The sequence below is a fragment of the Nostoc sp. genome (assembly GCF_036917675.1).
GTDB lineage: Bacteria > Cyanobacteriota > Cyanobacteriia > Cyanobacteriales > Nostocaceae > Nostoc.
On sequence record NZ_JBALCT010000064.1, the window covers coordinates 12,211 to 26,786 of the forward strand.

Annotated in this window: 12 protein-coding genes; 4 read left to right on the forward strand and 8 right to left on the reverse strand. The window is 43.1% G+C overall.

What is annotated here, in order from left to right:
• The first annotated feature begins 103 nt into the window (after window positions 1–103).
• On the forward strand, window positions 104–259 hold the full coding sequence (pirA, locus tag V7K31_RS23965) for an arginine synthesis PII-interacting regulator PirA (protein ID WP_334830263.1): 156 nt from the start codon (window positions 104–106) through the stop codon (window positions 257–259).
• A gap of 143 nt (window positions 260–402) precedes the next feature.
• Here the strand turns inward: pirA and V7K31_RS23970 are convergent, their stop codons facing one another.
• Complete coding sequence (locus tag V7K31_RS23970; RefSeq protein ID WP_335097327.1) at window positions 403–1,131, reverse strand: Uma2 family endonuclease; 729 nt, start codon at window positions 1,129–1,131, stop codon at window positions 403–405.
• 362 nt (window positions 1,132–1,493) lie between these two features.
• Window positions 1,494–1,949 carry a pentapeptide repeat-containing protein gene (locus V7K31_RS23975; protein ID WP_335097328.1) on the reverse strand — a complete coding sequence of 152 codons (456 nt, stop codon included), beginning with the start codon at window positions 1,947–1,949 and terminating at the stop codon, window positions 1,494–1,496.
• Window positions 1,950–2,651: 702 nt separating this feature from the next.
• Between V7K31_RS23975 and V7K31_RS23980 the strand changes: the two genes are divergently transcribed.
• Window positions 2,652–4,301: a metallophosphoesterase family protein gene (locus V7K31_RS23980; RefSeq protein WP_335097330.1), complete on the forward strand. Its 1,650-nt coding sequence runs from the start codon at window positions 2,652–2,654 to the stop codon at window positions 4,299–4,301.
• A 127-nt stretch (window positions 4,302–4,428) separates the two neighbouring features.
• Entirely contained in the window at window positions 4,429–5,370 is a 942-nt protein-coding gene (locus V7K31_RS23985) for a glycosyltransferase family 2 protein (RefSeq protein ID WP_335097761.1), read from the forward strand.
• 332 nt (window positions 5,371–5,702) lie between these two features.
• Here the strand turns inward: V7K31_RS23985 and V7K31_RS23990 are convergent, their stop codons facing one another.
• From V7K31_RS23990 to rpsB, 6 genes are all read right to left on the reverse strand, one after another.
• On the reverse strand, window positions 5,703–6,068 hold the full coding sequence (locus V7K31_RS23990) for a beta/gamma crystallin-related protein (RefSeq protein ID WP_335097331.1): 366 nt from the start codon (window positions 6,066–6,068) through the stop codon (window positions 5,703–5,705).
• Window positions 6,069–6,574: 506 nt separating this feature from the next.
• Entirely contained in the window at window positions 6,575–6,709 is a 135-nt protein-coding gene (locus tag V7K31_RS23995) for a hypothetical protein (RefSeq protein WP_335097332.1), read from the reverse strand.
• 112 nt (window positions 6,710–6,821) lie between these two features.
• Complete coding sequence (recG, locus tag V7K31_RS24000; RefSeq protein ID WP_335097333.1) at window positions 6,822–9,287, reverse strand: ATP-dependent DNA helicase RecG; 2,466 nt, start codon at window positions 9,285–9,287, stop codon at window positions 6,822–6,824.
• A 59-nt stretch (window positions 9,288–9,346) separates the two neighbouring features.
• A complete protein-coding gene (locus V7K31_RS24005) occupies window positions 9,347–10,183 on the reverse strand; it encodes a hypothetical protein (protein ID WP_335097334.1) in 837 nt (278 codons plus the stop codon).
• A gap of 274 nt (window positions 10,184–10,457) precedes the next feature.
• The gene (gene tsf, locus V7K31_RS24010; RefSeq protein ID WP_335097335.1) at window positions 10,458–11,402 is read right to left on the reverse strand and encodes a translation elongation factor Ts; all 945 of its coding nucleotides are present in this window, start codon (window positions 11,400–11,402) and stop codon (window positions 10,458–10,460) included.
• Between the two features lie 217 nt (window positions 11,403–11,619).
• Window positions 11,620–12,414, reverse strand: a complete 795-nt coding sequence (rpsB, locus tag V7K31_RS24015; RefSeq protein WP_335097336.1) for a 30S ribosomal protein S2 — start codon at window positions 12,412–12,414, stop codon at window positions 11,620–11,622.
• A 564-nt stretch (window positions 12,415–12,978) separates the two neighbouring features.
• Between rpsB and V7K31_RS24020 the strand changes: the two genes are divergently transcribed.
• Window positions 12,979–14,466, forward strand: coding sequence for a sensor histidine kinase (locus V7K31_RS24020; RefSeq protein ID WP_335097337.1), 1,488 nt, complete (start codon window positions 12,979–12,981; stop codon window positions 14,464–14,466).
• Window positions 14,467–14,576: the final 110 nt, after the last annotated feature.

Genomic DNA, 14,576 nt, shown 5'->3' on the forward strand with positions numbered 1-14,576 from the left:
AATTAATTATATAAAAAAATACTTTTCTGTAACAACAGCTACAAAATATGTGCTATGTTAAGAATACAAGACATAAAGCGAAAAATTAAAAAAGGTAACTACTATGAGTCAAAATAGACTACAAAGTGTGAGCAAAGGACAAGAAACTCACAGAGCGAATATTCAAAAAAGCCTAGAGCATCGCTTGCAAGTAGCCAGAGCAAAGGGCGACGAGCAACTGATTCGTCAACTAGAAGCTGAGATGAGATATTCCAGCTAAATCAAGTTTTCAATGTTCATAGTTTTGTTGTTTAACCCGCTACGGCGGGTTTTTTCTTTTTAGGGGGTTTCCTCGCAATTTCGCTCTTACAGCGTTTTTCAATTAATTGAATTACCCCACTCCCCACTCCCTACTCCCCATCCTCATGCTTCCGGTTCAACACCCAATGCTCGTAACTGTGCTGCCAAGCGTTCAGCCCGTTGCAGGGCAGTTTCTTTAGCTTCTCGCTCTTGTTCGGCTCGTTCTGCACCAGTAGGAATCATATTTCCTGTGATGTCACACCACCTTAGCCAAACATCTCGCTTACCTTCATAGGCGCCTTCCCACAAACATAAACCTAGCTCAACTTCAGTCAGCCATTGCTCACTCATGGGTATGTATTGCCGCCCTTGCAACTCATACATCTGTAGAACTTCACCACCAAGTTGCCGAGTTGGGTCAAAGATAATGTAGTACATTACCCGCATCCTGGCATACTCTAAGATTTTCCGTCCTGTTTCATTGCCTTGTCGATTTGAAACAATTTCAATCACCACTTCTGGCGGTTTACCAAAGTCCCAGAAGAAATAAGAACGATGCCGTTTTTCCCACCAGTTTTCAGCTACTTGTACATCCAGGCTCAAGAATACATCAGGCACAATCGGCGGTTGCTTGCTACTGGGAAACAACCCCACATTGGCGGCTACGAGAAACCCTTGGGCATTACTTGCCCCGTTCCATGAACTGTAAAGGGTTTCTGTCAGTAATCTTTGTTGTTTTTCTGATGGTAGATTATCCAAGGGTTCATCGTCCTCTGTCACCAGATGACTAACATCTGGTAACAAATCTTCTGGTAATAAGCCAGCGTCTGTCAAGGTGATAGATTCACTCATAAGGAATTCTGGAGTAGCAGCTTAATTCTATTGTGGCAGCAACATCAATTTCCTTCACCTTAGCAGTAGATTTTCTACATTTACTGTTGTCGTAGTTGCTACCTGGATAATCCTACTGTATTGACATGTGTAACTCCATACAGATTAGGAAGAGGATCGTTTTTGCGTGAATATCGGCTGAATCCCCATAAGAAACCCCCTCTGCTTTCGTCATAGTAAAGTGATTACAAGCCAGAGAGGGTTCATTTTTTATTTTTGATAGGCAGATTTTAAGGATAATGCTGGCAAAAAACCAGTTTCTCTGATTTAAAACTTGCAAAAACCTATGTTGTGTTTATTTTAACCTGCCTACTCAGTTCAGCCTATTTCCAATCGGGAATCTCGGCATCTTCTCCACCAATACCGATTCCAGTGTTATATATTTTCGCATCAGTGAGATTGAGATCATTCATTGATGCTTGATAGACATTAGAATCGTTAATCGTAGCGCGAGTAAAATTTACCCCGTTGAGATTTGCTTGCTTTAAATTCACATTGGTTACATAAGCCGATGTTAGGTTAGCACCTGCCAAGTTTGCACCAGTTAAGTCAGCACCTTCGAGGTTAGCCCCTACAAGATTGGCTCCTTGGAGCTTCGAGCCTCTCAAGTCAGCACCAATTAAATGAGCGCCACTGAGGTTAGCTCCCGATAGCTCACACTTAATACATTCCCCAGTTGAAAGCAGCTTTTGTAAGTCCTGCGGATTTCCGGCTCTAACCGAGCTAGTGAACAATAGGGGAGTTGCTAAGGCCATGGCCGCTAATAGCTGGAGTTTCATAATTTTCCCCCTTAATAATCAAGTTGCGTCCGTTCTGTCCCTCACAACTCTATTATCTCACTAAACTTCGTGAGGTCAATCTATCTATGCCCCCAGAAGTTGGTTGTGATCTGAAACAGCTATGATAGCGAGGAAAAAAATGCTATTTATGCTCTTTTTGGGCGATTTTTACTTAATAAACCTTAAAAAACTGCCAGTGTTAAATCACTGTTAAATCTTTTTAAAAGTTTGCACTACTCGCCATAAATTGGCTATTTTAATAAGTATTTATACTTGATAAATCAAAGATGAGTCCGATAACTGGTACTGAAGAAGCTTAAACAAATTAATCTCTAATGAGAGAATTATATAAGTAGTATGTTTAAACAAAGATCCAAATTAATTTAAATTAAATTTACTCATGTAATATGTCGTTTAGTAATTACATTTAACTAGTAAAAATATAGTCTAAAACTTGATAAAAAGTCCAGAAGCCTACAGATGAAGCGTAATGTTGAAACTAGAGGCTTGATCGAGAAAAATTTTAACCCTGTCCGCAAAAAGGCTAATAATAAAATTGCGTTAAGTCACGGACACCTAAAAAAATTTAGTATGTTACTCATGCTCAGACGCAAAAGCAGCCGTAAAATATTCTTGGTGGCTATGCTTGTAATTGTTATATGCTTTACTCTGGTAAGCGTGCGTTCACTTGGGCAAACAATTATGACATCAGCACCCCAACTGCTCACCGACCCATTTTTGCAATTGCCAACTGAAACCTCAGTGCGAGTAGTTTGGTTTACTGAGTTTCCTGGTGTTAATCACACAGTAACCTACGGGGAAAATCTCAAACACACTACTAAGGCAAATACTACCAAACTCAGTCGCACGCGTGAAGACCAAGAGTCAAGAGTTGCAAACCAAACCAAAGACGGTGAAGTTTATCAAAAACCCGTCCAGCGTGATATTTGGCGACATGAGGCTGAGGTGACTGGATTAACTCCTGGTTTGAGGGTAAACTATCTTGTCACGAGTGTGCGAGAAGACCGCGAGAGTGCTAACAGTGATGTTTTTAGCCTCGCAGCTACTCCAAAACCGGATACACCATTAAAAATTTTACTCACCTCTGACCATCAGTTAAAGCCGATGACATCTGCAAATCTGCAAAAGGTGGTAGAAACGGTTGGACGAGTTGATGGGGTGTGGTTTGCTGGTGATTTGGTCAATGTTAGCGATCGCGCCTCAGAATGGTTTGATGATAATAGTGGTGGTGCGTTGTTTCCCGCTTTACAAGGTCGTGCCAAATACGAAATGACGCACGACGGTGTTAAGACAACCTACACTGGTGGACAAATAATTCAACACGCACCCATGTTTACTTGCATCGGCAATCATGAGGTGATGGGGCGCTTTGCCAGGACGGAAAGTTTAAATGCTGAATTTGATGATACAATTCCCCGTGTTGTTGCTCAAAAAATCTACCAAGACAAATCTTTAATAGATAATTCTTTTAATACTAACACCTACGAAGAGATTTTCTCTTTACCAAAAAGTAAAGAGGGTGGAAAAAGGTATTATGCAGTTACTTTTGGTGATGTGCGTTTGGTAGTACTGTACGCTACGAATATGTGGCGCACTCCTAACTTAGATGCAAAGCGTAAGGGTAGATATCGAGAAGCAGAAAACGATTTAAATAATCCTGAAAATTGGGGTTATGGACAGTTGATTTATGAGCCAATTGCTAAAGGCAGCAAGCAGTACAATTGGCTAGAGGCAGAACTGAACAGCCCTGAGTTTAAACAAGCAAAATACAAAGTTGTGATGTTTCATCATCCGCCCCATACTCTGGGTGATAATATAGTTCCTGCTTATACAGAACCAGTACAGATAATTGAACGGGATAACAGCAATATCAAAGCAGTGCGTTACGAGTACCCCAAAGACGGAGATTATATTATCCGCGATGTTGTCCCTTTACTAGAAGCAGCTAATGTGCAATTGGTATTCTATGGGCATTCCCATTTGTGGAACCGCTTTGTTAGTTCCAGTGGAATGCACTTTCTGGAAACATCTAATGTGGGCAATACTTACGGTGCTGCTTGGGGTGACAGAAAGCGAGAAGTGCCAATCGGATATCAAGAGGATTATGTTAAGGTTGGTGATCCCAATGGTTTAGAACCGATAGTGCCAACAATTTCCCCCTTGCTGGATGAAGATGGGAAGCCAATGCCTTATATTACTAGTAATGATATTACGGTTTTCAGTATCTTTGATACGGGTACAGGTACGATAAGTAGTTATCGCTTTGATACCCGCAAGCCTGATTCGGAAGTATTGAAGTTTGATGAATTTAAGTTGAATCCCCAAAAGTAACGCGATCGCTTTTGATTTGCATCATCGGCAGATTCACCATTTTTGTAACCAGAATCAAGTAAGGAACAGTGTCAGTGTCGTATCTGTCCTATCCTAGAGATGGGTAAATAGTGTTGTGGGTGATAGTGTGTTTTTCAGCATTGTGATACCGACTTATAATCGCCAACCAATTTTAGAAAAGTGCCTCCGCGCCTTGGAGATGCAGCAGTTAAGTCAGCCAAGTTCGGTTACTAATTACGAGATTGTTTTGGTGGATGATGGTTCTACTGATGGCACATTGGATTGGTTGACAGAACACAAAGAGGAGTTTCCCCATGTACGCTGGTTTCAGCAAGATCATGCTGGGCCAGCTGCGGCTCGAAATTTGGGGGTAGAACAGGCACTGGGAGATACAATTATCTTTATTGATAGCGATTTAGTGGTGCTGGGAAATTTCCTGCAAGCTCATGCTAATGCACTAATGCAGGGACAGGAGAAATTGAGGAGCGATCGCCTTTTCACTTACGGAGCAGTTATTAATACTTGTAACTTCGACAACCCAACTGCTGAACCCTACAAAGTCACAGATTTTTCAGCAGCTTTTTTTGCTACCGGAAATGTCGCAATTCCCAAACATTGGCTAGAGAAAGCGGGACTTTTTGACACCAGTTTTCAACTCTATGGTTGGGAAGATTTAGAATTAGGTGTGCGGCTGAAAAAATTAGGTTTGACACTAATTAAATGTCCAGAAGCTGTCGGATATCATTGGCATCCAGCATTTAAATTAGAGCAAATCCCCCGATTAATTGACCAAGAAATTCAACGCGGACGTATGGGAGTTTTATTTTATCAAAAGCATCCTATATGGGAAGTGCGAATGATGATTCAAATGACTTGGCTACATCGCTTACTTTGGGGAATTTTGTCACTAAACGGCGCACTTAATGAACGGACAATGGCTCCATTTTTGCAATGGCTAATTAACTTAGGTAAACCGCAATTAGCTTTAGAAATTGCCAGAATTTTTCTTAACTGGTACAACGTCAAGGGTGTTTATCAAGCCTATGCCGAAATGCAGCAAGTATCGTGAGTTTGGGCTTCATTTGGGCATAATTTTTGTTTAAGTCCCACTAATTAAACCTTGGCTAAAAGTCTACATAATTCCTCAGTTATCTGAGGGATTATGTAGACTTTAAATAATTGTCAATAATCTTACAAGTTCAATTTTTGAGAACTTCAGTAACCCTTCTTTATATTTTTCCTCTGCCTAGAGTGAGAAAATAGGATTAAGCTACCGGGAACCCGGGAACCCCACCCATAATTTGGATTGGGTGGGGATATTCTAGGTTGAGCTAATAGCTGACGACTGAATGCTTACATCAGTTATTATGTGCTGAACATCGTGTTAGTGTCATTTCGTCATTATGCAATCTTAGCTATTGCTAAGGAAGTGACATCATTAAAACCAAAGTTTCTAAAATCGCTATACTCGCCCGGGTCAAGTGTTACACCAAAACCGCCACCGTCAGGCTCTGACCTTAAATCCCATGTACCAGAAATAACTTTAGCTGATGATATTGAATTATTGAAGTTGTCGGTAAATTGATACTGCTGACCGGCACTGTCAGCAGTAACGGTGAAAGCCTGTCCCCCAAAATTTATATCCGTAAATACTGTAATTTCAGCACCACCCTGAATGGCAGCAGCCTGTTCACAAGTAAGCTCTTGAAAATTTCCAGCCAAGTTAATCTTGTTCATACCTACTTCGTGGTTGTTGATGTTGGACATTGTTTTTCTCGTTGAGATCAGATTTGTGTTGGAACTGAAGGTTAAGCTTATTTGCCCTCCTTCTGATTCTTAATTGGTGCAAGTGATATCTACTTATTCACTTTTTAAAGATTGCTGCACGCCGTTTCTCGCAAAGAGAAACGGCGAATCCCCCACTGGGTACTATATTAAGTAGGTGGGCAGAAAAATTTACAACTATTGTAACGAAAAGTTAAGCACTATCACCCCGCACGAGAATCTCAACATTACTCCAACTGCTTATCTTGCTAGGGGTCGGTCGGTCATGTATTGAAACTGCTGAGGTGCTTATCCTATATAGGGTTTGCTCAACGGCGCGATCGCACCAAATTTGATATGATCGCCTCTACAAAAACTCCTCTAATTTACGTTCGTTATGTCGACTACCCTAGAATTTTGCGTTTTTGGAGTCAGGGTAATAGCGATGAGGTGTTTTATAATCCCTTTACTCAAGACGGGAAGACAGAGTTGAAAGAATTCTTCACACGCTACTGTCTGTGAATTTGGAGCGATCGCTGAAGTTCGGGCTTAACGCTTTCCTCTCCAGTTCTAGCAATGTGCTTACGTTGGCCAGTAGTTGGATTGTGCTTATCTTTTTCCCAACTTCGTTGCACCGATTGCAAATTGTATTCCTGCTCCAACTTGCGAATTATCGCTTCACTTCTGCGATCGTCCCAGCTATCAGAAACTGTAGTGCCATCTATATCTAGTAGCTGTTCATCAAGACAAGATATATTAAGTCAAAATCGCTCCACCCATCAAGCGCTCATACCGATACTTCAACTCTTCTTTCATCAAATACCAACGCTCTAAAGTTGCATCCATCTCTATAATTTTCTCAGCTGATTGCCGCGCTAAAAGTAAAACTTCTTCATCTTCAACCAAACTCGCTAAGGTAAAATCTGGCACTCCTGATTGCCGAGTTCCCAGTACTTGCCCTGGCCCACGAAAACGCATATCCATCTCGGAGATGAAAAAACCATCCTGAGATTGTTCCAACACCTTCAGCCGTTGTTGAGCATCAGGACTCCTAGAACTGCTCATCAACAGACAGTAGGACTGAGCCGCGCCACGACCGACACGCCCCCGCAGTTGATGCAGTTGTGATAAGCCAAATCGCTCCGCATTTTCAACTAGCATCACCGTAGCATTAGGTACGTCTACACCAACCTCAACAACGGTAGTAGAAACCAAAATTTGCGTTTGGTTATCACGAAATTTGGTAATCGCTTCATCCTTATCGGCTGAACTCATGCGACCATGCAGCAGCCCCACTTGAAAGTCGGGAAAAACACTTTCTTGTAGCTTTTGATGCTCGTCCACAGCCGATCGCAGATCCAGTTTTTCTGATTCTTCTACTAACGGTAAAACCACATAAACTTGTCTACCTTGAGCAATTTCTCGGCGGATCAGGTCGTAAGCATGGTTGCGTTGCTGACCTGGCAATACTGTTGTTTGAATCTTTTGCCGTCCTGGTGGTAACTCATCAATTTGGCTCACATCCAAATCTCCGTGTATCGTCAGTGCTAAGGTTCTGGGAATCGGGGTAGCTGTCATAGTTAACACATGGGGTTGTTCACCTTTTTGCTGTAAACGCGCCCGTTGTTCTACCCCAAAGCGATGCTGCTCATCAATGACCACTAACCCCAGTTGCTGGAAGTTTACAGAGTCTTGAATTAAGGCATGAGTTCCCACTAACAGAGGTAATTCACCAGTTCCTAGCTGAGAATGTATTTGTCTTCGTTTGGCAGTTTTAGTGGAACCTGTCAGTAATTCCACTGGTAAATGCAAGAGGTTAAACCAGCTAACTAACTTGCGATAATGTTGTTCTGCCAAAACTTCTGTAGGAGCCATCAGCGCCGCTTGGTAGCCGGATTGAATTGCTGCGAGGATAGCCAGCACGGCGACAACTGTTTTACCAGAACCGACATCGCCTTGCACCAAACGATTCATTGGTACAGGTTTCTGCAAGTCGTTGAGAATATCGTTGAGAACTCGTTGCTGTGCGCCAGTCAGTTGAAAAGGCAATATTTCGTGAAACTTCTCTACAAGTTGACCGCGTGGTACAAGGATGGCGCTGGTTTGAATCGCCCTTGCTTGCTGCTGACGTTGCAATAACCCTAGTTGCAGATAGAAAAATTCATCAAAGACTAGGCGACGACGGGCAACTTGTAGGGCGGCGCTATCACTGGGAAAATGGATATTAGCGATCGCATCTTTCAATTCCATCAAACCATACTTCTCTCGCAAACCACTTGGGAGAGGGTCTTTCATCTGAGCCGCAGCTGGTAAAACAGCAATTACCGCCTGTCGCACTGTATTCGCCACCACGCCCTCAGTCAGTCCATAAATTGGTACCACCCGCCCAATATTCAGCGACTCAATCGAATCTCCTGGATTTGCCAAAACCTCTAGTTCTGGATTATCCAGTGTCAAGCCGTATTTACTTTCTTTCACCAACCCACACGCCGCCAGAATACTACCTACTGGATAACGGCGTTTTAAACTTTCTTGCCAAGCCCGACTGCTAAAGCGCGTACCTGCGTAAAAACGACCAATTTTGATTTGACCACTGTTATCTTTGACAACCAGTTCTAAAATTGATAATTTCTGATTTTTAGGGCTACTAAAGCAGTTGCAACGCTTCACAGTTGCCACTATTGTCACTGTCTCACCCGCCTGTAACTCACGGATATTCACCTGACGCGCATAATCAATGTGGTCACGAGGATAGTAAAAAAGCAAGTCGCGGACGGTGTGTAAACCAAGCCGTGCCAAATTATCAGCTTTTTTGAAGCCTATTTCTGGTAAATCGCTGAGTTTTTGCTCAATTTTCGGTGCAAGCCTCCGACTCACCTCAGCAACGATTGGGGATTTTGGATTTTGGATTTTTTTCCCCTGCTCCCCTGCTCCCTTGCTCCCCTCCTCACCCTGCTCTAGTTGGGAGAGATACCTACGAGTCTCTGCTACTAAGTGTTGTCTTTCTTCTAGTACAAGATGTGGATAACTAGCAAATTGCACCGCTAGTCCTTGCCAACGGCGGCGTTCAGTTTGGGGTAAGCCTGTTGGGAATTTGCCCAAAGTTAGGCTCAGAAATTCACTGAAGCGGTATTGTTTGCCCACCAAGTCTGTAAAGCCACGTTCGGCTTCTATTGCCAAGGCTTTGTGCAATCGTATCCAATCTGGTTTTTCATTAGTCATTGGTTATTGGGCATGGGGCATGGGGCATTAGTTATTCACAAATGACAAATGACAAATGACTAATCTTCAAACCAACTAGCACGCCATGCAGCTTCAGCTTCCGCGATCGCTCTTTCTCGATGTTTCTTTTGATACTCTCGTCCTAGTTTGTTTAGCTGAACTAAAATACTGCGGATTTGCCTGCGCTCAGACGAGAGTGTTACATCAGCAAATTCAATTTCCCCTAGCCGCAGGTTAATAGCCATGATTTGCGTCAGTCCCGAATCTTCTGACTGCTGCTCATTTTCAATTTCAATTACTAAGTTTAATAAGTTGGGTGGTCCTGGCATTACCTCAGCAGATGCTTCTGATGCAGCCGCAGCCGCAGCTGCTAAAATCGGTTCTGGCAATTTTTTGGGCAATATCCCAGCTTTTTGTAGTAAAAGATTAGCATCATGCGAAAGTTTTTTCAGTATCTCTTGCGTGACCTCTTCTAAGTTCTGTTGCCATTTTGCCAGTTCTATAGGATTAGAGGTGTCGGCGGTAAGAGGCTCAGGAGTAGATGTGCCCAGAATCACAGGAGTTACTCCCTCATCTCCCTCATCTTCCTCATCTTCCTCATCTTCCTCATCTTCCTCACTTTTAATACAAGTGAGCAATTCCTCAGATGCCAGTTGACCCAACTTGCGGATTGCTTGTTGCAATTGTTGGCGCTGATTCAATGATAAATGCAGGAAGTTTTCGGGATACCCCTGAGTACAAAGGTGGTAACTCGCCAGAATCAACTGTTTTCGTACAGCTAGCCCCAAGATGTTTAGATAACTAGCATAAGCGGTTTGTAGTTCTGTTGCGATCGCCCGAATCGCTTCTTTGAGTGCTGCAATATCCCGTTCAATTCGCTCGATTGCTCTTGCCATATCTTTTCGTTCTTGCCCATGTGAACTATTACATAGTACAAATGTACGAATTTATTTTAGTATAACTTTCCAGAGGATTTTAGATTTTAGATTAAATGCGATATTTCGCGTCTCTACTAAAAAAAACACAGGTCAGGCTATTTGCTTGACCTGTCCTTTAAGCAGTTAGGAGTTAAGAATTATGAGTTATGAATTATCAAGCTAACTTCCTATTAACTCCTAACTCCTGTACAGACGCGATTAATCGCGTCTCTACTTCTAACTCCTAACAATATTACATGCTCCCAATTTGGGCAGCGACTTCATCAGCAAAGTTACTTTCTTGCTTTTCAATGCCTTCGCCCAGTATATAGCGGACAAAGCGAGTCACTTGAATCTCTTCGCCTAATTGCGCCTTCACTTGCTTCACCAAGTCTTCCACGGAAATACTTTGATCGCGAATGTAAGGCTGATCGAGCAAAGCCAATTCTTTCAAGCGTTTTTCAATCCGTCCCTGAACAATCTTTTCTTTGATGTTATCTGGCTTGTTCGCCAAATCATCCTTGCCCATTTCAATGTCTTTTTCCTTTTGGGCAATTTCGCTAGGGATTTGGTTTACACTCACATACTCGACGTTTGGGCAAGCTGCAACTTGCATTGCAGTGTTCCGTGCCAAGGTTTGGAACTCTTGATTAGCAGCCACCCCCTCAGTTTGGGAACCCAGTTCTACCAATACCCCAACTCGACCGCCAGTGTGAATGTAGCTGTCTACTATACCTTGCGTGCCTTCTGATATTGCAAAATTGACAAAGCGACGCACTTGGATATTTTCACCAAGCGTGGCAATGGTTTGCTTGATAAATTCTTCTACAGTCACGCTTTCATGATCAATATAGTGTTGAGCCAACAAAGACTCAACACTATCAGCTGTCGCTGCTTGCTTTGCTAGGTTCTTAACTAAAGCTTTAAAAGCCTCGTTACGAGCAACAAAGTCGGTTTGGCAGTTGACTTCTATGAGTACACCCACCCGACCTCCGGGCTGAATGTAAGTGTCTACTAGACCTTCTGCCGCAATGCGATCGCTTTTTTTCCCCGCCGTAGAGATGCCCTTTTTCCGTAGCCAGTCTACGGCTTCTTCTATGTTGCCGTCAGTCTCTTTCAGCGCATTTTTGCAGTCCATCATGCCGGCACCAGTTTTTTGGCGTAGCTCTTGGACGAGTTTTGCAGATATTTCCGCCATGTTGCCTCAATTCCTAACTTGACCTCGAGTTGTAATCGCTCACGGGTGTTGAGTATTTCTATCTTACTCAGGGCTGGGGGAGAAAAAATAATGAAGTTATAAGGTATGAGTTTTTTGACCTCTACCTTAGCCTACGAGTTGCCGCAGGTTAGGGCGGCTTGCTGCTATTCTGCCAGCCACCGCCCTCCCTGGGACACTTACTTCACCCCTACTTTACTTATTCCTCTACTTGCTCGTCGGGAATTACGGCGTCAGTATATTCGCTTTCTTCGTAGTCTTCGTCATACTCACCGCCTTCATAATCTTCGTCATACTCTTCAGCATCCAGCTGACCGTGACGACCTTCATAAATGGCATCCGCCAATTTTCCGACTATCAGCTTAATTGACCTGATAGCATCGTCGTTTGCTGGGATGGGGATATCTACTACATCTGGGTCACAGTTTGTATCCAGCATAGACACAATCGGAATATTCAGCTTTTGGCATTCTTGAACTGCGTTATATTCCCGCCGTTGGTCTACAATTACCACGATATCGGGCACTTTCCGCATTGTTTTAATGCCGCCCAAGTATTTCTGAAGCTTCGTCATTTCCCGACGTAGCATTGATGCTTCTTTTTTCGGTAATAAATCTAGTGCGCCAGTTTCTTCACGGCGTTCTAAATCTTTCAGACGGTCTACCCGTGTTTTGATGGTTGCCCAGTTGGTCAACATTCCGCCCAACCAGCGTTGGTTAATGTAGTGGGAACCACAACGGGTAGCTTCTTGGGCAATAATTCCAGCTGCTTGCCGCTTAGTGCCGACGAAAAGAAATTTCTTCCCTTGTTCAGCGTGCGATCGCATATAGTTATAGGCATTATCCATCAACTGGGCAGTTTGCACCAAGTCGATAATATGTACACCATTGCGGGAAGTGTAAATGTAAGGAGACATTTTTGGGTTCCAACGCCGGGTCTGATGCCCAAAGTGAACCCCTGACTCCATCATTTGAGCCAATGAAACGACTGGCATATAAATTCTTAACTCCGATTCGGGTTAAACCTCCATCCAAGTGCATTTCCCAACTGGGAAACACCCGAATTCTTAGATGTGCGAGATTAGTTAACCATACTAGGTTAGCACATTGGTCAGAGTTGTTGTTGGTTGACAGAGTGAGGGCGAGAAAATAGCGCTGCCCACTCAACAATTGAGCAGGGCTATGGTTATAGTGATGAAAATCTTGCTGTTTTAAACGCCTTCAGCAGCGATCGCCACGCTCATTTATAGTAAAAAATACTCAGTATAAAAAGCTTTCCCCTTTCCCCGTCTTTTTCATACCCTGGAATTACTGAATATTCTCGGGGTCTACATTGAGCGATCGTAATCTGCACAATTGTCCAGTATGTCAGTTAACTTTGTGTAGGGATTTTAACGCAAGTTTAAATGTTTTGGCGCGTGGGACACACGCCCTTAAAGCTCAATTAATGTCTTCATAGAAGAGTCTTTGAGAAGCCCACACTCAGCCTGAAAGGGGAGTGTGTGGAGGATGTCACAAAAGTGAGTTACTTGTAATGTAGGGATATTCAGTCAAAAAATATGTTTCAGGCTACTCGCCGCCGTCTGGCAATTTGGTATACTGCCGTCACTGCCGTATTACTACTACTGTTTGCCAGTGGCGTTTATTTATATGTCCGTAATACATTGATTGAGCGGATTGATGATACCCTTAACCATGTAGTGGAAATAGTCGAGCGATCTTTGGTGATTGAGCCAATCAACAACCATGCTGATCGATTCCGCATTAATGTAGAAGCTAGTTTTCGTGACAATACCGGCACTGTAGAAGATGACCACATTGACCTAGAGTGGTTTAGTCCGACTGGTAAGTTACTTTGGTCAACTTTATCCGAACCTTTAAATATTCCCATTCATGCCAACCTAACTGGTGAAACTGTCCGCGTAGTCAAGGCAGAGAGTAAAAATTCCCCACTCCGCATTACCCCTTATCCCCAGAGGGGACCCCACCTTCCCCATTACCCTTTATCCCCAGAGGTAGTCCCACCTTCCCTACTGTTATTACGCCAAGTCACACAACGGGTAGAAGTGAGACGGCAAGTATTAGGATATCTGCGTGTTAGTCATCCCTGGTTTGAAGTCACTAAACCCAGTCGCCAGTTAATTTTTGATTTGGCGCTAGGTATTGGGTTAATGGTGCTTTCTGTCGGCGCAAGTGGCTGGTTTCTTTCGGGTAAAGCGATGGAACCTGTAGATGAGTCTTATCAACGCCTTAAACAATTTACTGCTGATGCTTCTCACGAACTTAGAAGTCCCATTACTTTGATTCAAACAAATGTGCAAGTTGCCCTTGCTGACTTGGATTTAGCAGAGGCAGAAGCGACTACTTCTTTGCAGTATCGGCAACAATTAAAGATGGTGGAACGGTTAACGCAGCGTTTGGGTAAGTTAGTCAATGACTTACTGTTCCTAGCACGGCAGGATAGTGGTATTAGCAAAGATACTTTTTCAGCTTGTCCGATGGACGCTTTGCTAATGGAGGTGGTTGAAGAACAACAATTGTTAGTCCCTGAAAAAGCAATCGCCCTTTCTTTAGACTTAGTTGATCCTCCCGCCTCCGAAACTAGTCCCGAATTATTAGAAAATTGGTTTACCCTTGTGGGCAATTGGGATCAACTGGTGCGGCTGTTCACAAATTTAATTGCTAATGCCTTGCATTACAGTCCAGCAGGTGGGCGGGTGAAAGTTGAGTTGGCGCGGATAGAGGGAATAAATCGCGTTTCTAGATTACGTTACACCAGCGCCCAATTGCAAGTTAAAGTGAGTGATACCGGAGTTGGAATTCCAGCGTCAGCACTACCACGCTTGTTTGACCGCTTTTATCGGGTAGATCCGGCACGTACTCATACAACTGGGAATACAGCTACAGCCAGCGCTACTGGTTCAGGATTGGGATTAGCGATCGCTCAAGCTATTGTCGAACATCACCAAGGCCATATTCAAGTTGAAAGTACCCAAGGCATTGGTACGACGTTTACTGTCACTTTACCAATAACTCTTGAGTCTTAATTCGGTGAGAAATTTTTGTTTCTTGTGATAGATGTAGAAAAGTAAATAAATTTATTACTTTATATAACAACAGTTGCAATGTTTAGCCATTTATTGAATTGCTACAGTTT